20 protein-coding genes are annotated in these 20,799 nt (G+C 68.1%); 7 read left to right on the forward strand and 13 right to left on the reverse strand.

Annotation, left to right across the window (positions count from 1 at the left end):
- Positions 1-27 precede the first annotated feature (27 nt).
- Positions 28-273, forward strand: coding sequence for a hypothetical protein (locus OLX23_RS17980; RefSeq protein WP_264446412.1), 246 nt, complete (start codon positions 28-30; stop codon positions 271-273).
- Positions 273-713, forward strand: coding sequence for a hypothetical protein (locus OLX23_RS17985; RefSeq protein WP_264446413.1), 441 nt, complete (start codon positions 273-275; stop codon positions 711-713). Before OLX23_RS17980 ends, OLX23_RS17985 begins: the two co-directional genes overlap by 1 nt.
- Here the strand turns inward: OLX23_RS17985 and OLX23_RS17990 are convergent.
- From OLX23_RS17990 to OLX23_RS18000, 3 genes are all read right to left on the reverse strand, one after another.
- On the reverse strand, positions 710-2,548 hold the full coding sequence (locus OLX23_RS17990; protein WP_264446414.1) for a DUF885 domain-containing protein: 1,839 nt from the start codon (positions 2,546-2,548) through the stop codon (positions 710-712). The genes OLX23_RS17985 and OLX23_RS17990 overlap by 4 nt on opposite strands.
- Positions 2,539-3,198 carry a prolyl hydroxylase family protein gene (locus OLX23_RS17995; protein WP_264446415.1) on the reverse strand — a complete coding sequence of 220 codons (660 nt, stop codon included), beginning with the start codon at positions 3,196-3,198 and terminating at the stop codon, positions 2,539-2,541. Before OLX23_RS17995 ends, OLX23_RS17990 begins: the two co-directional genes overlap by 10 nt.
- A gap of 143 nt (positions 3,199-3,341) precedes the next feature.
- Positions 3,342-4,340 (reverse strand): RcnB family protein, encoded by a 999-nt coding sequence (locus tag OLX23_RS18000; RefSeq protein WP_264446417.1) that lies wholly within the window; start codon positions 4,338-4,340, stop codon positions 3,342-3,344.
- 207 nt (positions 4,341-4,547) lie between these two features.
- Here OLX23_RS18000 and OLX23_RS18005 point away from each other — a divergent pair, with 207 nt between their 5' ends.
- Positions 4,548-5,117: a Uma2 family endonuclease gene (locus OLX23_RS18005; protein WP_264446773.1), complete on the forward strand. Its 570-nt coding sequence runs from the start codon at positions 4,548-4,550 to the stop codon at positions 5,115-5,117.
- 58 nt (positions 5,118-5,175) lie between these two features.
- On the opposite strand, the gene ettA is transcribed toward OLX23_RS18005, so the two are convergent.
- Entirely contained in the window at positions 5,176-6,855 is a 1,680-nt protein-coding gene (gene ettA / locus OLX23_RS18010) for an energy-dependent translational throttle protein EttA (RefSeq protein WP_264446418.1), read from the reverse strand.
- Positions 6,856-7,024: 169 nt separating this feature from the next.
- Here ettA and OLX23_RS18015 point away from each other — a divergent pair, with 169 nt between their 5' ends.
- Positions 7,025-7,990 carry an SDR family NAD(P)-dependent oxidoreductase gene (locus OLX23_RS18015; protein ID WP_264446419.1) on the forward strand — a complete coding sequence of 322 codons (966 nt, stop codon included), beginning with the start codon at positions 7,025-7,027 and terminating at the stop codon, positions 7,988-7,990.
- Here OLX23_RS18015 and OLX23_RS18020 read toward each other — a convergent pair.
- The 3 genes from OLX23_RS18020 to OLX23_RS18030 are packed head-to-tail and all read right to left on the reverse strand — an operon-like array spanning position 7,987 to position 10,537.
- Entirely contained in the window at positions 7,987-8,397 is a 411-nt protein-coding gene (locus OLX23_RS18020; protein WP_264446420.1) for a DUF2147 domain-containing protein, read from the reverse strand. The two genes, OLX23_RS18015 and OLX23_RS18020, sit on opposite strands and share 4 nt — an antisense overlap.
- The gene (locus tag OLX23_RS18025) at positions 8,397-9,482 is read right to left on the reverse strand and encodes an NAD(P)/FAD-dependent oxidoreductase (RefSeq protein ID WP_264446421.1); all 1,086 of its coding nucleotides are present in this window, start codon (positions 9,480-9,482) and stop codon (positions 8,397-8,399) included. Before OLX23_RS18025 ends, OLX23_RS18020 begins: the two co-directional genes overlap by 1 nt.
- Positions 9,479-10,537: a type III polyketide synthase gene (locus tag OLX23_RS18030; RefSeq protein WP_264446422.1), complete on the reverse strand. Its 1,059-nt coding sequence runs from the start codon at positions 10,535-10,537 to the stop codon at positions 9,479-9,481. Before OLX23_RS18030 ends, OLX23_RS18025 begins: the two co-directional genes overlap by 4 nt.
- A 122-nt stretch (positions 10,538-10,659) precedes the next feature.
- Here OLX23_RS18030 and OLX23_RS18035 point away from each other — a divergent pair, with 122 nt between their 5' ends.
- Positions 10,660-11,052, forward strand: a complete 393-nt coding sequence (locus OLX23_RS18035) for a cupredoxin domain-containing protein (RefSeq protein WP_264446423.1) — start codon at positions 10,660-10,662, stop codon at positions 11,050-11,052.
- Here OLX23_RS18035 and OLX23_RS18040 read toward each other — a convergent pair whose 3' ends face one another.
- The 6 genes from OLX23_RS18040 to OLX23_RS18065 form a co-directional block, all read right to left on the reverse strand.
- A complete protein-coding gene (locus OLX23_RS18040) occupies positions 11,053-11,802 on the reverse strand; it encodes an enoyl-CoA hydratase/isomerase family protein (protein ID WP_264446424.1) in 750 nt (249 codons plus the stop codon).
- A complete protein-coding gene (locus OLX23_RS18045; RefSeq protein ID WP_264446425.1) occupies positions 11,802-12,791 on the reverse strand; it encodes an NAD(P)H-dependent flavin oxidoreductase in 990 nt (329 codons plus the stop codon). Before OLX23_RS18045 ends, OLX23_RS18040 begins: the two co-directional genes overlap by 1 nt.
- A 165-nt stretch (positions 12,792-12,956) precedes the next feature.
- Positions 12,957-14,777, reverse strand: a complete 1,821-nt coding sequence (locus tag OLX23_RS18050; protein ID WP_264446426.1) for a phosphoenolpyruvate carboxykinase (GTP) — start codon at positions 14,775-14,777, stop codon at positions 12,957-12,959.
- A 284-nt stretch (positions 14,778-15,061) separates the two neighbouring features.
- Positions 15,062-15,574 (reverse strand): hypothetical protein, encoded by a 513-nt coding sequence (locus OLX23_RS18055; protein WP_264446427.1) that lies wholly within the window; start codon positions 15,572-15,574, stop codon positions 15,062-15,064.
- A gap of 125 nt (positions 15,575-15,699) precedes the next feature.
- Positions 15,700-16,134 carry a c-type cytochrome gene (locus OLX23_RS18060; RefSeq protein ID WP_264446428.1) on the reverse strand — a complete coding sequence of 145 codons (435 nt, stop codon included), beginning with the start codon at positions 16,132-16,134 and terminating at the stop codon, positions 15,700-15,702.
- Between the two features lie 2 nt (positions 16,135-16,136).
- Positions 16,137-17,729 (reverse strand): flavin monoamine oxidase family protein, encoded by a 1,593-nt coding sequence (locus OLX23_RS18065; RefSeq protein ID WP_264446429.1) that lies wholly within the window; start codon positions 17,727-17,729, stop codon positions 16,137-16,139.
- 463 nt (positions 17,730-18,192) lie between these two features.
- Between OLX23_RS18065 and OLX23_RS18070 the strand changes: the two genes are divergently transcribed.
- Together OLX23_RS18070 and OLX23_RS18075 are read left to right on the forward strand one after the other, a co-directional pair.
- Positions 18,193-19,788: a hybrid sensor histidine kinase/response regulator gene (locus OLX23_RS18070; protein ID WP_264446430.1), complete on the forward strand. Its 1,596-nt coding sequence runs from the start codon at positions 18,193-18,195 to the stop codon at positions 19,786-19,788.
- Positions 19,781-20,707 (forward strand): DNA-binding response regulator, encoded by a 927-nt coding sequence (locus OLX23_RS18075; RefSeq protein ID WP_264446431.1) that lies wholly within the window; start codon positions 19,781-19,783, stop codon positions 20,705-20,707. Before OLX23_RS18070 ends, OLX23_RS18075 begins: the two co-directional genes overlap by 8 nt.
- Positions 20,708-20,799 lie beyond the last annotated feature (92 nt).

The following is a 20,799-nucleotide window of genomic DNA, read 5'->3' on the forward strand; positions in this document are numbered from 1 at the left end:
CTATTTTCCCGGCAAAGGAGATTGGTGATGCAAGGCATGGGCGAGACGGGCGAGAACTGCCCGTTCGAATTCAACTTCAAGCCGGAGACCTTCAAGGTCGGCGACACGGTCAGCTATCGCGTGACCGGCAGCCTCGAGGGCTTTCCCTTCGTCGGCACCCTGCTCGAGGTCCACGACGACCACGTCATCATCGCCGGTGACGCCAACGACCCGACCGCGCGCTATCGCGGCACGCGTGAGGACCGGCCGGTCGTCGATTACGCTGAGATCTGATGCGCTATTTCCTCGACGCCGAATACAACGGGTTCGGCGGCGAGCTGATCTCGATCGCGCTGGTGCCCGAGGATGAGGCGGCGCCGCCGTTCTATGCGGCGCTCGCCTGTCCGGCACCGACGGCCTGGGTGGCCGAGCACGTTCTGCCCGTGCTCGACGTCGCGCCGGTGAGCCGCGGCGAACTGGTCGATGGTTTCGCCGACTACCTGATCGACGATCCCGATCCGCTGCTCGTCGCCGACTGGCCCGAGGACCTGGCCCATGCCGCAAGGCTGCTGGTGACCGGGCCGGGGCGGATGAAGCCGATCCGCTCGATCCGCTTCGAACTCGTCGATCCGGTGCTGATCGGCCCGATCATGCCGGGGACGCGCCCGCACAACGCGCTCAGCGACGCGACCGCGCTGCGCGCGGCGATGCTGGCGCATGAGAAGCGCAGCTAGGCGCCGCTCAGCTTCTGCACGGCATTGATCCAGGCATCGATCTTGGCTTCGAGCACGGGCAGCGGCAGCGCGCCCGAGCCGAGCACCTGTTCGTGGAACAGGCGGATGTCGAACCGGTCGCCCAGCGCCGTCTCGGCCTTGGCGCGCAGCCGCTGGATCGTCAGCGCGCCGATCTTGTAGCTCAAGGCCTGGCCGGGGATCGCGACATAGCGCTCGACCTCGGCCGTCGCGTCGGTGCGCCCCATGCCCGAATTGGCCAGCATGTAGTCGATCGCCTGCTCGCGCGTCCAACCCTTGGCGTGGAGCCCGGTGTCGACGACCAGCCGCATCGCGCGCAGCATCTCGTCATCGAGCGTGCCCCAGTGCTGCATCGGATCCTTGTAGAAGCCCATCGGATAGCCGAGCGTCTCGGCATAGAGCGCCCAGCCTTCGACGAAGGCGTTGTTGCCGTCGAAGCGCTGGAAGCCGGGCAGGCTGGTGTCCTCCTGCGCGAGGCTGATCTGGAAATGGTGCCCGGGGATGCCCTCGTGCAGATAGAGCGTCGCCATGCCGGTCAGGAAGCGGCTCGGCAGGTCGTAGGTGTTGAAATAGAAGATGCCCGGCCGCGAGCCGTCCGAGGCGCCCTGGTTGTAACTGCCGCCGGCCTCGTACTTGGCGCGGAACTCGGGATAGGGCTGGATCAGCAGCGGGGTCCGGGGCACCTGCAGGAAGAACCGCGGGATCTGCGCATCGACCTCGCGCGCGATCCGGGCGAAGCCGTCCTTCAGTTCCTGTGCGGTCTTGGGATGGAACTGCGGGTCGGTGCGGATGTGGTCGAAGAATTCGCGCAGGGAGCCGGCGAAGCCCATCTCGCGGCGCACGCCGTCCATGTCGCGCTGGATCCGCGCGACTTCGGACAGGCCCAGCTTGTGGACCTCCTCGGGATCGAGCTTCAAGGTGGTCTCGCGCTCGATCAGCCGGCGATAGAGCGTCGCGCCGCCCTTCATCGCCGACAGGCCCACCTGATCGCGCGCGGCGGGCAGGTATTCGTCCGACAGGAACTGCCGCAGCCGCTGGTAGGCCGGATAGATCGTCTGGCCGATCGTCGCGGCGTAGGCGGTACGCAGTTCGGCGCGCCGCGCTGCGGGCAGGCTCTCGGGGAACTTGAGCACCGGCGAATAGAACGGCGACTGTTCGATCGGCTGCGCGGTCATCGCGTCGAGCTGGCCGATCATGTTGGTGACCGTGAGCTTGGTCTCGACCACGCCGCTGGCCATGCCCTGGCGGAAGCGGACGATGGCATTGTCGATTACCCGGCCGAAGGCGGCGTCGAGCAGCAGCGCGGCGCGGTAGTCGCTGTCCTTCTCGAAGCGGATCGCGCCCTCGCTCGACATCAGCGAGGAGAATTCGACGTGGAGCCCGCCGAAATGGTTGAACGGCCGCACGCCGGTCAGCGCGCGCATGTCGGGCTGGAGCCAGGCGACCTGTTCGCGCTTCGAGCGCGCGAAGACGTCGTAGGAGATCTGCCGCTCGGGCGTCAGGCGCGCGCGGTCGATCTGGCCGAGCGCGCGCAGGCTTTGCTCGGCCGAACCGAGAATGCGGCGATCGAGCGCGTCGGTGTAGAGCTGCGCGAGAACCGCGGGATCGACGCGTGCGCCGCGATAGAGCGCGTCGAGCGGATCGAGCGCGTCCTCGCGCCGGGCATCGTCGGTGAAGACGCGGTCGAGCCGGGCCTCTTCGTCGAATTCGGCTCCGGCCTGCGATGGGTTCGTCGTCTGGGATTGGGCTAGCGCGGGTGGCGCGAGAAGGAGCAACGCGGTCAGCGGCAGAGATTGTATCGAGATTTTCAGCCCCACGGACGCGTCCTGAACCATTTGGTGATGACATATTTGACGCCGCCGGTGACCGGCTGCGCCGCGTGACGGACCTTGGGATTGGGAGTCCCGTCGGGCCGCATGTTGTTCCAGATCAGTAGCGCACCGGCCTGCGGCTGGACGCTGAAATGGAGATCGGGAAAGTCGGTGGCGCCACCGTCTTCCATGTCGTTGAGATAGACCATCGCGGTCCAGCTGCGCTGGCCGCCATGCGCGATCTCGCCGGGCCAGTAGGCGGCCTCGTAGTCGAACCAGTCGTAGTGGGCCTGGAATTCCTGACCCACCTGATAGCGCTGGCCTTGGAAGGTCTCGCTCCAGCTCGCGTCGATGCCGAGCAGGTCGCACAGCCGCCGTTCGATCATTCGCGCGAACGAATCGTTGGGATCGACGTCGCCCGAGTAGGACGTGCGATAGCGCGGGCCGGTCTCGGGGTCATAGGTGCGCGAGGGTTGGGCGACGCGGTCGATCGTTGCGATCAGATGCGCGCATTCGGCGGCGTCGAGGAAACCGCCGACGACGAAAACGTCGGCCTCGTCCACCGCGACGCGGTGGACCGTGGGATCGGCTTCGAGCCGCTGGCGCACCGAAGCGCCGATGCGCGCCAGCGCGGCCCTTTCGGCGGCAGCGCTCATGCGGTCGAAGGAGAAGGGCGGATCATCGTCCCGCCATGCCTAGTCGAAGCCCGGCGAAGGGCAAGGCGCGAATGGCAGAAATGCGTCGAGCCCCCGCACCTTGCGAGCGGGGGCTCGGTACCGGTCCACTCACCGGTAGGGCATCACCAGAAGAAGTCGTAGATCACGTCGACCACTTCGCCCGAATAGGTGTCTACCAGCAGGGCGTCGTCGTAGTAGCGGATCCAGCGATAGGGTCCGTAGGCCGGCGGCAGGCGGTACTGCCACGGGTCGTTGATCCAGTAACGGCTGCCGAAGAACAGCGTGTCCAGATAGAAGCCCGAGTTCAGCCGCCGGTACGAGTAGTTGCGATAGGGCGCGGAATAGGCACCCAGCCGGAAGACGTCGCGGTTGGAACTGCGCCAGCCGCGCCAGTCATAGCGGTTGTCGCGGCGCCAATCGCGGTTCCAGTTGCGCGATAGGCTCTGGCGGTCGTTGTTGCGCCAGCTTTCGCGGCTGCTGCCCCGCCAGGCGTCGTTGCCGCGCCAGTTGGAATTGCTGTCGTTGCGCCAGCGGTTGGCGTTGTTGTCGTTCCGCCAATTCTGGTTCGCAGCGGCGCGCTCACGATCGCGGTCCCGATCCCGGTCGCGGCCTTGCCACTGGCCGGTACCGTTTCCGTTCCAGGCGCGGCGCTGGGCTTCGGCCTGGCTGGGCTGTTGCTGGACGGGGGCCGCCTGGGCCTGTTCCGCCGGGCGATTGCGCGAACCGCTCCAGCGGTTGCCCCCATCCGTATTGGCGCCGTTGCCACGACCCTGCCAGCCGCTGCTGTTGCCGGTTGCGCCGGCGTTGCCGTCGCTGCGCGACCAGTTGCGCTGCGGCCGCGCCTCGATCGGCGCTGGGCTGGTGACGCTGCCCGACTGTTCGCTGCGGAAGCCGCGATTGCCGCCACCGCGCCAACCGCCGCCGCCCTCGCTGCCGCCGCCATTGCCGCGCCAGCTCGGAGTGCCACCGTTACCGCCGTTGTTCTGCTGCGCGGTGGCGTTACCGCCGCCACGACCGCCCCAACCGCCGCGCTCCTGCGCCTGGGCCGGAACCGCCAATACCGCGAGACCCGCGGCCAGCGCCGCGATCCCGCCCGATTTCATGAACTTGCCTACGGCCATGGCCGCCCGCTCCATCATCCCTGCGCCACGCCATCGCGGCGACTGTTGATGAAGGAATACCCGATTCGCGCTGTCATGATCGTGAACCGGTCTGGTAGCCTTTTGTTCATGTTGGCGGCCCATTAAATTAATGACGAGGTCGGTTTTGGACGCATCGCCTTTGGGCTCGGGTTGGACGAGCGAGAAGGCTGTGTTAGCTTGCAGGTCATGACGGTTCACGAGGTCATGGACAGTCCGCAGCGGGCAAAATTGACGGTGGAGGACTTTCTCCTTCTCGACCGTTCGGGCGCGTTCGAAGCCTATGCGAAGGCGGAACTCATCGATGGAACGATTTTCGTCGTGAACGCGCAGTTCAGTGAGCATGTGAAGGCTAAAGTCAGGCTACTCAGGCGCTTGGCCGATGCCTGCGACGCTTCGACCGCGGGATTGGAAGCCTGGTCCGAAGGTTCCGTTGTCATGTCCGGCGGCAACATGCCTGAGCCCGACGTTTTCATCACACGCGAAACCCCGATGACGGGCCCTATCCGGGTCGAGACTGTCGCATTGATCGTGGAGATCGCAGACACCACTGCGGATTTCGATCTTGGCCAAAAGGCCGCTCTCTATGCTGCCAACAACGTTGCCGAATATTGGGTTATGGACCTCAAGGCCGGGCAAGTGCACCAGCTCTATGCCCCACGCGCAGATACCTATGCCGAAAGCCGTTGCGTTCCGTTCGGAGAGTCTGTCGAGGCCGTTACCCTATCGGGTATTCGCGTCTCCACCAAAGATCTTTGAGCCGTAGCGTAGAGCGGAGGCAGCGCGGGATCGACCGCGCTGCCTCCGCTCCGCGAAATCACCGCGTCAGCTTCTTGTAGGCCAGGCGCGTCGGGCGGTCGGCGGCGTCGCCGAGGCGGCGGCGCTTGTCCTCTTCGTAGGCCTCGAAGTTGCCTTCGAACCATTCGACGTGGCTGTTGCCCTCGAAGGCGAGGATGTGCGTGGCCAGACGGTCGAGGAAGAAGCGGTCGTGGCTGATGACCACGGCGCAGCCGGCGAAGTTCTCGATCGCCTCTTCGAGCGCGGCGAGGGTTTCGACGTCGAGGTCGTTGGTCGGTTCGTCGAGCAGCAGCACGTTGCCGCCGCGCTTGAGCATCTTGGCGATGTTGACGCGGTTGCGTTCACCGCCCGACAGCTTGCCGACGTTCTTCTGCTGATCCTGGCCCTTGAAGTTGAACGCGCCCACGTAAGCGCGCGTCGACTGGTCGTGACCGTTGATCTTCATGTAGTCGAGCCCGTCGGAGATTTCCTCCCAGACGTTCTTGCTGTCGTCGAGGTGATCGCGGCTCTGGTCGACATAACCGAGGCGCACAGTGGTGCCGATGTCGATCTCGCCTTCGTCGGGCTGTTCCTGGCCGGTGATCATCTTGAACAGCGTGGACTTGCCCGCGCCGTTCGGGCCGATGACACCGACGATGCCGCCCGGCGGCAGCATGAACGAGAGGTTCTCGAACAGCAGCTTGTCGCCAAACGACTTGGTCAGGTTCTTGGCCTCGATCACCTTGCCGCCCAGGCGCTCGGGCACCTGGATGACGATCTGGGCCTTGCCGGGCGCACGGTTCTGCTGCGCTTCGACCAGCTGGTCGAACTTGGCGATACGCGCCTTGGACTTGGTCTGGCGGCCCTTGGGTCCCTGACGGATCCACTCGAGCTCGTCCTTGATCGCCTTCTGGCGGCCGGACTCTTCGCGGTCCTCCTGCTCGAGGCGCTTGGCCTTCTTCTCGAGGTAGGTCGAGTAGTTGCCCTCGTAGGGGAAGTACTTGCCGCGATCGAGCTCGAGGATCCAGCCGACGACGTTGTCGAGGAAGTAGCGGTCGTGGGTGATCATCAGCACCGCGCCGGCATATTCCTTGAGGTGATTTTCCAGCCATTCCACCGACTCCGCGTCGAGGTGGTTGGTCGGTTCGTCGAGCAGCAGGATGTCGGGCTTCTGGATCAGCAGGCGGGTCAGCGCGATGCGGCGCTTTTCACCGCCCGAGAGGCTGTCCACCGGCCAGTCGCCCGGCGGGCAGCGCAGGGCTTCCATCGCCAGTTCGAGCTGGTTGTCGAGCGTCCAGCCGTCGACCGCGTCGATCTTGCCCTGAAGCTCGCCCATCTCGTCCATCAGCGCGTCGAAGTCCGCGTCTTCGGGCGGATCGGCCATCAGGTTGGAGATCTCGTTGAACCGGTCGACCAGATCGGCGGTCTCGCGCGCGCCGTCCTTGACGTTCTCGAGCACGGTCTTGCTGTTGTCGAGCTGAGGTTCCTGCTCGAGATAGCCGACCGTGATGTTCTCGCCGGGCCAGGCCTCGCCGGTGAAATCGGTGTCGATGCCCGCCATGATCTTGATCAGGGTCGACTTGCCGACGCCGTTGGGGCCGACGATGCCGATCTTGGCACCCTGGTAGAACTGCAGGCTGATGTTGTTCAGCACCGGCTTGGGGGCGCCGGGGAAGGTCTTGGTCATGCCCTTCATGACATAGGCGTATTGGGCGGCCATCGGGTTCCTCTGGGGATTGCGATTTCGGAAAGTTGAAAAGTTGCGGGGCCTGTACAGGCCCGCGCGAGCGCCCGCAAGCGGGGGCGCGCTGCCCGGTTCAGATGGGGACGCGAGCCGCCGATTGCAATCGCGCCGCGCGGGCCTAGCCTGTCTTGCGGGAGATAGAGCGATGGCAGGAACCGATATTCGCTTCGACGGCCGCGCGGTGCTCGTCACCGGCGGTGGTCGCGGGCTGGGGCGGGCGACGGCTTTGCTGCTGGCCGCGCGCGGCGCGCAGGTCGTGGTGGCCGACAACGGCACGGCGATGGATGGCGAGGCGGCGAGCCAGGCGCCGGCGGACGCCGTCGTTGCCGAGATCGTCGCGGCGGGCGGAACGGCCGTGGCTTGCACCGCTGATCTCGCCACCGAGGATGGCGCCGATGCCGCGGTCGCGGCCAGCCTGGCGGCCTTCGGGCGGATCGACGGGCTCGTCCATTTCGCCAGTCCGTGCCCCGATCTCAAGGCGATCGACCGGCTATCGAGCCGCGATCTCGAACTGGTCATGCGGGTCAATCCCTTCGCTGCGCTGTGGATGGCGCGCGCGGCCTGGCCGCACATGGCACGGCAGCACTATGGGCGGATCGTCTTCATGCCCTCGGGCGCGATCTATGGGGCGATGGGCAATACCGACTATGCCGCGGCCAAGGCCGCCTACATCGGCATTACGCGCTGCCTCGCGCTGGAGGGGATGAAGGACAACGTTCGCGTTAACGCGGTGTCGCCCTCGGCGACCACGCGGATGACCGAGCGGTTCCATCCCTCGGCCTATGCCGAGTGGTTCCACGCAACGATGCCGCCCGAGAAGGTCGCCGCCGGCGCCGCCTGGCTGCTCAGCGAGGACTGTGACGTGAACGGGGAAATCTTCGCCATGGGCGGCGGCCGGATCGCGCGGATCACCCTCGCCGAGAACGAGGGCGCGATCGGCGAGGGGGCGACGATCGAGGAGGTGCGCGACCTGATGCCACGGGTGATGGCCGACGAGGCCTTCTTCCATCCCAGGGACCTCGGCGAGCGGTCGGGCAAGGTTGCGGCGCTGTTCGGCTTCGACGGCCGGTTGTCTTCGGACAAGGAGTTCGCGGTCAAGCCGAACGACTAGCCGGCGCGCGTCCAGCGCAGCGAGCGGCAGATCACGAGCACGCAGCCGGTGACCTTGAGCGAGCCGTCGGGATTGAGTTCGAGCGTCGCGCGATAGGAACGCCCGGTCTTGGGATCGTAAGCGCGGCCGCCTTTCCACACGGCGCCGTCGCGGGTGAAGCCGGTCAATGTCGCCAGGCCCAGCAGAGGCCGGCCGCGCAGCTTGGCGTCGGGATTGTTGACGTCGGTGGAGGGCACGCCGGGGCGCTTGTCGAGCACGCTGGCGATCCAGCCGCAGGTCTGCGCGCCGCAGCGACCGATGCGGACCAGGCCTTTGCCGTCGTCGGTGCGCCAGGTGCCCTCGACGCTGGCCGGGGCGTTTGCGAGCAGGAGCGGGGTAAGCAGGAGCGGCAACAGTCGGCGAAGCATCAGTGGGTTCTCGTCAGGTGGGTGGCGGGGGTGATGAGGCCGGGCGCGAGCCGTAGCAAGGCCATCAGCGCGGCGCGGCCGAGCCGTCGTTCGGCGCCGTGCCGCAGCATTTCGGCCAGCCTGCGCTGGCGCGCCGTGCGCCGCGCGAAGCCGGCCTGCCAGGCCTCGGCGGCGTCAGGACCTTCGGCGAGCAGGGCTTCGGCCGCACCGATCCCGCCGGCGAGCGCCATGGCGATGCCGTCGCCCGCGAGCGAGGCGATCACCGCGCCCTGGTCGCCCAGGCGGAACAGGCCGGCGGTCGTCGTGCCGGCGGACCAGCCATAGGGCACGCCGGCGATCGCGCTGATCGGCGCGGGCAGGTCGGGACCAAGCCGCTCGGCGAGTGTGGGCAGCTCGTTGGCCAGTTCGGCCAGCAGCGCCGCCGGCCCAGCGGCTGCGGTCAGGCGCTGCTGCGAGACCGACAGGCAGAGGTTGGCCGTGCCATCCTCCTGCAGCAGCAGCCCGGCATAGCCCTGATCGAACAGGTGCAGCTCGATCGTGTCCGCGAGCGCGGCCTGGCGCGCGGGCGAGGGTGGCAGCGCGGCGCGCAGGCCGACGGCCAGGCTGTCGCGGCGATCGGCGAGCGGGCGCGCGACGCCGCGCAATTCGTGCTTGCCCGTGGCGAGCAGCAGCGCGTCGCAGGCGATCTCGCTGTCGTCGTGCAGCCGCACCCTGCGCCGCTGCGGATCGGCAGAGCGCACGGTGACGCCGCGCGTCACTTCGGCGCCCGCGCGCTCGGCCGCCGCGAGCAGGGCGGCATCGAGGCTGCGGCGCGAGAGGCCCGCCGCGGCGTGGGGCAGCGGGGCCTCGATCCGGCGCTTGCCCGCGATCAGCCGCAGCCGCGTGATCGGCCGCGCGCCGAGTGCCGTGGTGTCGATGCCGAGCCGGCCGAGCAGCGCCAGCGCGTCCCAGCCGAGAAAGCCGCCGCAGACCACGTCGTGTTCGCCCGACGTCCGCTCGATCAGGTGCGGGAGCACGTCCGCCCGCGCGAGCGTGATCGCCGCCGCCGCACCCGCCGGGCCGCCGCCGACGATTAGCGGCGTCATAGGCGGTGGAAGCGGAAGCCCTCGGCGGCGAGGCCGGGGCCGAAGGCGAGCGCCAGGCCGTCGCCGGTGCCCGGCGCGGCGAGCAGGTCGGCGAGGATGAACATCAGGGTCGAGGACGACATGTTGCCATTGCTCGCGAGCACCGCGCGCGAGGCCGCGAGCGCGTCAGGGGCAAGGTCCAGCCCGTGCTCGACCGCATCGAGGATCGAGCGCCCGCCGGCGTGGACCGCCCAGAGCCCGACGTCGGCCGGTGTCCGCTCGCCGAGCATCGCGCCGCGCACCGCCTCGTCGCGCAATGCCGACTGGATGCGGCCGGGCACTTCGCCCGACAGGTGCATGACGAAGCCGGTATCGCCGATCGTCCAGCGGATCAGCTCGGCCGAGTGCTCGAGCTGGACCGCGAAGGGCCTGCCGATCGCGAAACCCGCGCCATCGCCCGTGACCAGCGCCGCGGCGGCGCCGTCGGCGAACTGGAGCATCGCCAGCAGCGGCTCGATCGCGTGGTCGTCCTGGAGGTGGAGCGAGGATAGCTCGACCGTCACCACGAGCACCCGCGCCTGCGGTTCGGAGCGGACGATGTGGCGCGCGGTGCGCAGCGCCGCGACCGCGGCATAGCAGCCCATGAAGCCCACCAGGGTGCGCTCGACCCCGATCAGGCCCAGCGCGTCGGCGACGATCTGGTCGATCCCCGGCGCGACGAAGCCCGTGCAACTCGCGACGACGAGGTGGCTGATGCCGTCGAGCGAGACCTGTTCGCGCAGCCGTGCGATCGCCGCGAGCGCCAGCGCCGGCGCGCGATCGGCATAGATGCGCATGCGCGCGGAGGTCGGCGGCATGCCCGCGCCGTAGAACCCGCCGGGCGCGGTCGGCGAAACACCTTCGGGCAGGACCGACCAGCGATGCGCGATGCCCGAGCGGTCGGCCATGCGGCGGAACAGCGCGCGTTCGCGCGAATCGACGATCTGCCCTTCGGCCCAGTCGATGAAGGCCTGGTGGACGTCGTGCGGAGGAACGGCGCAACCGATCGCATTGATCAGGGCAAGTGGGTCGGCCATGCGGCTCCTATCGGTTGCCCGCGTTGTAGACGGGTGGCGCGGCCAGACAACTCATTCTCCGATATATACGCTGCGCTGGATGCGTTCAGCCGCGATCAATCGCCGCGCGGGCACGAGGCGCCATGCGCCGCTCGCTCGCCCTGGCCACCGCCGGTCTGCTCTCCTCGTCCGCGCTGGCGCAGGAGCCCGACTGGAGCACGGCGCAGCCGGTGACGGTGCTGCTGTCGAGCTTCGACTTCGCGCCCGCCGAGATCCGCTTGCGTGCGGGGCGGCCGGTGACCCTCCATCTGGTCAACCAGGGCGACGGCAGTCACAATTTCAGCGCGCCCGAATTCTTCCAGGCCGCGACGATCCGGGCCGAGGACCGCGGCTACGTGTTTCGAGGCGCTGTCGAGCTCGGCGGGCATCGCGACAAGGCGATCACCCTGGTTCCCCGCCGCGGCGTCTACAAGCTGCGCTGCACGCACACGATGCACGCCATGCTCGGCATGAAGGGCTGGGTGGTGGTCGATTGATCAGCGCTTGGTGAAACGCGCGATCCGTTCCTGATAGTCGGGGGCATTGCCCGGATAGGTCGCCCGCTCGTGCGCCAGCGCTGCGGCCAGCCCCATGCCCTCGGTCTCGCGCAAAATGCGCTTGGCGTGGAAATTGGTGTGCCACGAATTGGCGAGGATTTCGGCCGAAAGGCTCTGCACCGACGCCTCCAGCCCGCCCGCTTCGACCAGCATGTCGACGAGGCCGAGGTCGCGCGCCTCATCGGCGTGTACCGTGCGCGCCGTCATCATCAGGCGCTTGGCCGCGGGCGTGCCGATCCGGCGCGACAGGCGCTGGCCCATGCCCCAGGCGCCGACGAAGCCGAACTTGCCGTGGGTATCGGCGAAGCGCGCGGTCGCGTCGGCGAGGATGAAGTCGCCGGCCAGTGCGAGTTCGAGCCCGCCGGTATAGCAGACCCCGTGCACCGCCACGATCACCGGCTGCGGCAGCGCCGCGAGGCGATCGACCACGCCGGGCTTGAACGCGGGATCGACCAGCTGGCCGTGCCGGTCGAGACCGATCGCGCCGAGGTCCGCGCCGGCGCAGAAGGCTTTGCCCGCGGCGCGCAGGACGACGCAGCCGATCGTCTCGGTCGCGGCCTCGATCGCGGCGCAGTGCGCGTCGAGTTCCTCGAAAGCGGCGGTGTCGAGCGCGTTGAGTTTGTCGGGCCGGTTCAAGGTCAAGGTGCAGAGGCCGCCGGCATCCGCGCGCGTGATCCGAACCTCGCTCATCAGCCTTGCGCCAGCGCGGCGCTTGCTGCCGCCGCCATGTCGGGCACCGCGCAGGCCGCGACATATTCGCGCTGCAGCCGCGCGACGAGCTCGGCCACGCTGGGCAGGTCGTCGATCAGGCCGATGCCCTGGCCGCCGCTCCAGATGTCGCGCCAGGGGGTCTTGCCCGCGGGCAGGTGGTCGGTGTTGTGGCGCGGCGGCACGGGGCCGGGATTGTCGGGATCGAGGCCGGCTTCGCGCATCGAGGCCTTGAGCCAGGATGCCGGCATGCCGTTGACCGCGGCGGTGTAGAGCACGTCGGTGACGCCGCCTTCGACCAGCATCGCCTTGTAGGCCTCGGGCGCCGTCGATTCGCGCGTCGCGATCATGCGCGTGCCGACATAGGCGAGGTCGGCGCCGAGCACTTGCGCGGCGCGGATCACCGCGCCGGTCGAGACCGCGCCGGCCATGACGATCATGCCGTCGTAGATCGCGCGGACCTTGGGCACGAAGGCCAGGTGGCTGATCGTGCCGGCATGGCCGCCGCCGCCCGCGCCGATGCAGACGATGCCGTCGGCGCCGGCCGCCGCGGCCTTCTCGGCGAAGCGGATCGTCGTCGCGTCGTGGAAGTGGAGCAGGCCGTATTCCTGGACCAGCGGTGCGTTGAGCGTCGGATCGCCGACCGAAGTGACGATGATGCGCACACCGTAGCGCTTGCAGCATTCGAGGTGGCGGCGGAACTCCTCCTGGCTGAAGTTCGGCGAGATGTTCATCGCCAGCGGGCCGATCACCTTGCCGGGATGCGTGTCGGCGAAGCGGTCGAGCGCCTCGCGCACGGTCTTGAGCTGGGCCTCCATCTCTTCGAAGTCGCGCGTGTGGTTGCGCGTCAGCGAGCCGACGATGCCCGCCTGGCAGCAGGCGATCGCGAGGTCGGGGCCGCTGACGAGGAACATCGGCGCGGCGAAGGCCGGCAGGGTCAGGTTCGCGCGCAGATCTTCGGCCAGAGCCACCGTTTTCTCCCATCTAGCTCGATTGATTTGCCACGACGGTAGGGGCGAGGCGGGGCGATCACAACATCCGCGATCCCGGCGCCGCGGTGATCGTCGCCACGATCACGCACGAAAAAGGGCGCGGCACCCATGGCGCCGCGCCCCCAATCTTTCAGCCTGCGGGCGTCAGCCCAGGCGCTGTTCCAGCGCGGCCTGCTCGTCGAGCAGGGCCTGCGGAACCTGGCCCAGCTTGGCGAAGTCCTGCGCCGAGGCCTTGGCCTCTTCGCGCCAGACTTCGGCATCGACGCGCAGCAGCTCGGCCATGGCTTCGTCGCTGATGTCGAGGCCGCTGGTGTCGATCGCACCGCTGACGGGCAGGCGGCCCGTGGCGCTGTCGATCGCGTCGGCCTTGCCTTCGCGGCGCTCGACGATCCACTTGAGCACGCGGACGTTGTCGCCGAAGCCCGGCCACAGGAACTTGCCTTCGGCGCTCTTGCGGAACCAGTTGACCAGATAGATGCCCGGCAGCTTCGACTTGTCGGCCTTCTCGCCGAGGCGCAGCCAGTGGTCGAAGTAGTCGGAGATCGCATAGCCGCAGAACGGCAGCATGGCGAAGGGATCGCGGCGCAGCTGGCCGACCTTGGCTTCGGCCGCGGCGGTGGTTTCCGAGGCGACGTTGGCCGCCAGGTAGACGCCGTGCTGCCAGTCGAAGGCTTCGGTCACGAGCGGCACCGCGGTCGCGCGGCGGCCACCGAACAGGATCGCCGAGATCGGCACGCCGGCCGGATCGTTCCACTCGGCCGCGATCGCCGGGCACTGCTCGGCGGGGACGGTGAAGCGCGCGTTGGGGTGCGCGGCGGGGCCGTTGCCCGGCGTCCAGGCTTCGCCGCGCCAGTCGGTCAGGCCTTCGGGCGGGCTGTCGGTCAGGCCTTCCCACCAGACGTCGCCGTCGGCGGTGAGGGCCGTGTTGGTGAAGATGGCATTGCCCCACAGCGTCTCGACCGCGTTGCGGTTGGTGCTGTAGCCGGTGCCTGGCGCGACGCCGAAGAAGCCGGCCTCGGGATTGACCGCATAGAGACGGCCGTCGTCGCCGAAGCGCATCCAGGCGATGTCGTCGCCGACGGTCTCGGCCTTCCAGCCGGCGAGCGTGGGCTGGAGCATGGCCATGTTGGTCTTGCCGCAGGCGCTGGGGAAGGCGGCCGCGACATAGTGCACCGCACCCTCGGGCGAGGTCAGCTTGAGGATGAGCATGTGCTCGGCCAGCCATCCCTGGTCGCGCGCCATGACGCTGGCGATGCGCAGCGCGAGGCACTTCTTGCCGAGCAGGGCGTTGCCGCCGTAGCCCGAGCCGTAGGACCAGATCTCGCGCGTTTCGGGATAGTGGACGATCCACTTCTCGTCGTTGCACGGCCAGGCGACGTCGGCGACGCCCTCGGTCAGCGGCATGCCGACGGTGTGGACGCAGCGGACGAAGAAGCCGTCGTCACCCAGCATGTCGAGCGCGCCGGCGCCCATGCGGGTCATGATCTTCATCGACAGCACGACATAGGGGCTGTCGGTCAGCTCGACGCCGATGACGCTGGCTTCGGAGCCGAGCGGGCCCATGCAGTAGGGCACGACGTACATCGTGCGGCCTTCCATGCAGCCGTCGAACAGACCGTTCAGGCGGGTGCGCATCTCGGCGGGGTTCGACCAGTTGTTGGTCGGGCCGGCATCGGCCTCGTTTTCCGAGCAGATGAAGGTGCGGCTCTCGACGCGGGCGACGTCACGCGGGTCCGAGCGGGCGTAGAACGAGTTCGGGCGCTTGGCGCTGTCGAGCCGGGTCAGGGTGCCGGCGTCGACGAGCAGCGACGACAGCTCTTCCCACTCCGCCTGCGAACCGTCGCACCAGCGGATCGCGGCGGGTTTGGCGAGACGGGCGATATCCTCGACCCAGGCGATCAATTCGGCATGTCGCGTCGGCGCGCCTGCCTGCTGCCCGGTCAAAATCGCTGTCTGCTCGGTCATTCAAGTCTCCATGCCTTCGCGCGCATCCATCGAGGGACGTCGCAGTCTACCGCACTCTTGCCACCACGGTAAGCGGTAGCAGCCACGGCCAGTGGAATCCCATAAGGAATCGTTTGGCCGCCCTTTGGCGATGTTTTGATCGCGCTGCAATCGGTGTGACGACACGCGCTGCGCGGAACTTGTCCCAGCGCGGCCCAGATCGTGCCTGGGACGCGTGGCACCCCGCCGTTCGCACCGTCGGGCGCGCAGATAGCCGCGGTGCGAACGGTTTGCAATTGGCCCGCTCAGGGGCGGCGCAGCGAGGCTTTCAATTCGCCCAGCATATGCGGTGCAGCGGATGCGAATTGCGTCGAATCGAGCGCGTTCGCGCGCTGCGCGACAGTGCTCGCCGCCTGGCAGAAGCGTGCGGGCGACGCCTGGTTGGCGAAGGTGTTGTAGACGCGCGTCTGCTGCCGGTCGAAAGCGCCGAGACCCTGGCGTCCCTGTTCCTCGCGATAGGCCGTGGCGAGCAGGCCGCGATGGCGCGTCAGCATGCGGGCATAGGCGGGGGCCACGGGCTGGCGACCGCGCCCGCGGCACGACAGCGCCGCGACGTTGAGTCCGGCGCGCAGGCCCCAGATCGCCTCGCTGCCTTCGGCGCGGCGTTCGAAGAGCGCCGGACGAGGGGCGGGGCGGGCTGCAGGCCGGCTGGCGACGGCGGGTTTGGCCGGCCGGTCGAACAGTCCACAGGACCCGAGCATGAGGCTCGCGCCGGCGAGGCCCGCTGCCGCGATCGCGGCGGGTATGTCACGCTGCATGAGATTGTGCCTTTCACTCCCAAAACCGCGGGAATGGTCGGCATCGTCTGGTAAATACCGGGTAAGCGCGGGGCCGAAGCGTGCGGCCGCCGGGCCGGGGCGAGGCTTATTGCGCGCGCCGCGGGTTATTGTGGGCGCGCGGCCTTGGCGTCAGCGGGCGTCACCCGGTCCTTGTAGCGGTTGCCGAAATGGCTGCGGACGTAGTTGGTGACGTCGGCCGCCTGCTGGTCGCTCATCATCCGGCCGAGAGGAGGCATGCCGTTGAGTCCTTGCATCATCACCGAGAGCACGTAGCCGCTCGCCTCGAGCTTGGGGTTCTTGGCGAGCGCGGGGTACATGCCGGCACCCTGTGCGCCCTTGGCGTCGGGCATGTGGCAGGCCGCGCAGACATTGCGGTACATCGCCTCGCCGCTGGTCTCGCCGAACTTGTCGCGGCCGGTGAACACGCCGGTCGCGGCGGCGTCGCCCTGCAGCGGGGCCGGCGCGGCGGCGATCTCGGTGGCCATCGTGCCGAGCGCGGCGCTCGCCGCGGCGATCAGCGAAAGGGTCTTGAGCTTCATCTTCAGGCCGCCTGTACGTGTTGATGGAGCCGGGTGATGGCGTCGATCGCCGAGGTGATGCCACCTTCCTGCCAGCCGCCGTAGTAGGACGCATGTTCGCCCGCGAGCATGATGCGGCCGTCCATCGCGCAGAGGTTCTTGTAGTGCTCGGCGCGGGCTTCCTCGCTCCATTGGCCGAAACAGCCGAGCACCCAGGGCACGCGGTGCCAGCCGACCGAGACGCCGCCGACGAACTCGCTCTTGAACTGCGGGTGGATCTGCGAGCCCCATTCGAGCACCTTGGCGATGCGCTCCTGCGGGCTCAGCGCGGTCAGCTCGTAGCCGGGCACGCCGCCGGTATAGGCGGCCAGCAGGACGCCGGGGCCCTTCGCGCCGTAATTGCTGCTCGGATAGGAGATCTGGCTGTTGGGCAGGTCGGTATAGGAAATGCCGCCGTAGATCTGATCGTCCTGCTCCCAGAAGCGGCGCTTGAACTCGAGGCCGACCTTGCAGCTCGTCGAATAGGGGATCGAGCGGATCGCCGCGGCCAGTTCGGGGCCGACGTTCATGTCGATCTGCGCGAGTATCGGCAGCGGGATCGTGCAGATGCAATAGTCCGCGCTGGCGGTCATCTTCGCGCCCGACTTGGTGTCGAGATAGTTGACCGTGACGCCGGCCTCGCTCTGCTGGATCGCGGTGACCTTGCTGTTCAGCCGCACGACCTTACCGACCGCGCGCTCGAAGCCCTTGGCGACTTCGCCCATGCCGCCGACCGGCTGGAAGATCGAGAACTCGTGATCCCAGGTCAGGTTGCCCGCGATCGAGCGCCACAGGCCCGAGCGCAGCACGGTCTCGGCGGTCATCGGCTGGGAGGGGATCGGCTCGGCGGTCAGGCCGCCGCCGGGCTCCTTGTCCCAGCCGCGCCGGTTGCTGGACTCGCGCCCCTTCACATAGCGGAAGTTCTTGTCGAGCGCGCCCCAGGAGCGCAGCGATTCGAGCAGGATCTCGCCGTCTTCCTTCGAGATCGTGTCGGCCAGAGCGCCCTTGTTGACCGCCTTCGACAGCAGTTCGCCGACGTGGCCGTAATAGTCGGCCTGGATGTGGCGGAAGCGTTGCGGCTTGCCGCCGAAGGCCGAGGTCGAGTGGACGTAGGCGTTGTAGTTGACCTGCATGAACGGCTCGAGGCCGACGCCGAGCTCGTGGCAGTAATGGATCAGGCCGTGGTGGTGCCAGGGGATGCGCCAGGGGCCGGGGTTGATGTAGTTGCCGGCCGAGAAGCCGACCTGCTGGGTCGCGCCGCCGAGTTCGGTATAGCTGTCGCCGCCGGCCAGGGTCCACGAACGGCCGCCGACGCGGTCCTGGTATTCGAGGATCTGCACCTGGTAGCCGGCGCGGCCGAGCTCGAGCGCCGCGGTCATGCCGGCGACGCCGGCGCCGAGGATCAGCACCGACTTGCCCTTGGCTCTGCCGTCGAGCTTGACCGGTCCCTTGAAATTCGAGGCCTTGGCCTGATCGAAGGCGCCCATCGCCATGTACATTGCGGTACCGCCCGCCGCGGCACCGATGAGGCTGAGCAGATCGCGCTTGCTCATCCCCGGGTTGAGGTTTTGCGACATTTTCCCTTTTGCCCCCGTGTGCGGCGCCAGCGGCGTCGCCTCGGCATCGACATCGGGCGGAGGGCGCCAAATGTTGATACGCCTTTGTGCGCATTTCGGATGCACCGGTGCGCGCCGAGACTGCCGCCGCCCAATGCCTCTCAGCGGCTCGATTCGGGAATTTCCCCCAATTGGACCTGCCGAGGTTGAAGCAATTCCGCGGTCGAGCGGTCTGAACACGAAGCGCTTGCCAAGACGGTTGTGCGATGCAACATTCGTCACGCAAGTGCAAAAAACGAAGATCCCCGCTTGAGGGCATTGGGTATCATGGGTCGCAGCCACGCACGTCGTAGAACGTTACGTTCGTCTCGTCCGAATGTCGCACCCGCGATCGGGGAGCTCTGACTCGCCGATGATGCTGCGCCGCAATACGAATTGGCTTCGACGCGGCGCGCAGGTCCCGGAAAACCCCTGGCGGATCGGCATGCTCCGCGCTGCGCCGATGTTCGCGCTGGCCCTTGCCCTGGTCGCCATCGCCGCCAATTTCGCCGCCGAGTTCTCGACCGCCGACGACACCCAGATGCACGTCCTCGGCCTGTTCTGCCTGACCGCGATCTGCGTGGTCACGGCCGCGGCGCTGGTGCGCGAAGGCACGCGGCTGGGTGTCGCCGTGGCGGCCGAGGGCGCCGCCGACCAACTGAGCCAGGACAAGCAGGCCGCCGAGGCTGCAAACCTCGCCAAGAGCCGCTACCTGGCCGGGGTCAGCCACGAGATCCGTTCGCCGCTCAACGCCATCTACGGCTATGCGCAACTGATGGAGCGCGGTGACCAGGTCTCCTCGCGCGAGGCTGCGCGGGTGATCCGGCGATCGGCCGAGCATCTGACCAGTCTCGTCGACGGGCTGCTCGACATCAGCCAGCTCGAGAACGGGATCATGCGCGTCAAGCACGATACCGTGCGCTTCGAGGAGTTCCTCGACCAGATCTTCTGGATGTTGCGGCCGAGCGCGCAGGCCAAGGGGCTGGAATTCCGCGCCGACTATCCGGCGCGGCTGCCCGAATACGTGCGGATCGATCAGAGCCGGCTGCGGCAGGTGCTGATCAACCTGCTGTCGAACGCGATCAAGTTCACCGAGGTCGGCTCGGTCGTGTTCAAGGTCCGCTATGCCGGCCAGATCGCCACCTTCGAGGTGATCGATACCGGCCCCGGCATCCGCGAGGAGGATCGCGAGCGCATCTTCGATCCGTTCGAGCGCGGTGGCCATGCCGGCGGCCCGGTGCAGCCCGGGGCAGGCCTGGGCCTGTCGATCACCCAGGCGATCGTCCAGATACTCGGCGGCGACCTGACCTTCGAGTCCACGCCGGGCGCGGGCAGCCGCTTCAAGGTGGCACTGATGCTCGGCCAGGTCGCGGGGCGGGTGGGCGAGTTGGCACCCGCGCGCAGCATCGTCGGCTACGAGGGGCCGCGGCGCTCGATCCTGGTGGTCGACGACGACATCCAGCAGCTCTCGTTCCTGCGCAGCCTCTTGGAATCGCTGGGCTTCGACGTCGCCGCCGTGCCCAATGGCGAGACCGCGGTGGCGCTTTGCGCGGGGCGGGGTTTCGACCTTGCCGTGCTCGACATTTCGCTGCCCGGCATGTCGGGTTGGGAGACCGCGGCATACCTGCGCGACAAGCTGGGCCGGCAACTGCACATCGTCATGCTCTCGGCCAACGTCCAGGAGTTCCACAAGCCCGAGACCACGGTGATCGTCCACGATCTCTTCCTGGTGAAGCCGGTCGAGTTCAACGCGCTGCTTGATGCGCTGGGCGGTCTGCTCAAGCTGTCGTGGCGCTGGGAAAGCCGCGAGGCCGCGCCCGTTCCCAGCCCGGCGCCGTCGAGCGGCCTGTCGGCGCAGGCGATGGTCCACGTCGAACGGCTGCGCGACCTGCTGCGCATCGGCCACATTCGCGGCGTCGAGGCCGAGATCGCCGCGCTCGACGATGCCGCGCCCGACGCGCGCGAACTGATCGCGCAGCTTTACGACCTTCTCGATCGCTTCGACCTTTCCGCCATGAAGAGGAAACTGGACAATGTCTGACATGGCCGTGGCACCGCGGCCCGACACCGTGCTCGTGATCGACGACGAGCCGGATTCGCTGCGGATGCTGACCGCGATGCTCGAAACCGCCGATCTCACCGTGCTGATCGCCACCTCGGGCGCCAACGCGCTCGAAGTGCTCGCGCACGTCAAGCCCGACCTGATCCTGATGGACGCGGTCATGCCGGGGATCGACGGCTTCGAGACCACCGCCCGGATCAAGCGCGATCCCGCGCTGGCGCCGATCCCGGTGATCTTCATGACCGGGCTGACCGAGCCCGAGCATGTGATCGAGGCTTTCGAGGTCGGCGGCGTCGATTATGTCCGCAAGCCGATCCAGTGGCGCGAACTGCTGGCGCGCGTGCGCGCGCACATGGCGCAGAGCCGCGCGGTCCACGCCAGCGTCACCGGGCTCGATGCGACCGGGCGGATGATGATGGCGACCGACGGTGACGGCCGGCTGCTCTGGTGCACGCCGCTGGCCGAGCGCGCGATCGGCCGGGTGGCGCCGGGCTGGACCCGCGGCGACACGGTGCTGCCGCCACTACTGCGCGGCGGGGTGCGCCGGCTGCTGTCGCAGGAGAACGGCAACGGCGCCTCGATCCGCATCGACCAGCCCGACGGTGCCTTCGAACTCGTGGTGGTCGATACCCTGCGCGGCGACGAGGTGCTGATCCAACTGACCGAGCTCGATCCCAAGCGCGACGTCTCGCGCCTGCAGAGCGGCCTCAACATCACCCAGCGCGAGGCCGAGGTGCTGCTGTGGGTCAGCTACGGCAAGTCCAATTCGGACATCAGCGACGTGCTGACGATCAGCCCGCGCACGGTGCAGAAGCACCTCGAGCACATCTACGAGAAGATCGGCGTCGAGACGCGGTCCTCGGCGGCGGCTGTCGCGATCAAGATGATCGGGCGGTAGCGGGCAAGCATTTGGGCCCGCCCCAAAAATACAGCCGTCATCCCCGCGAAGGCGGGGATCCATCTCCGATGCGTGCCGCCTGACGAAACCTC

Source organism: Novosphingobium sp. JCM 18896 (assembly GCF_025938095.1).
In the GTDB taxonomy this organism is placed as follows: Bacteria; Pseudomonadota; Alphaproteobacteria; order Sphingomonadales; family Sphingomonadaceae; genus Novosphingobium.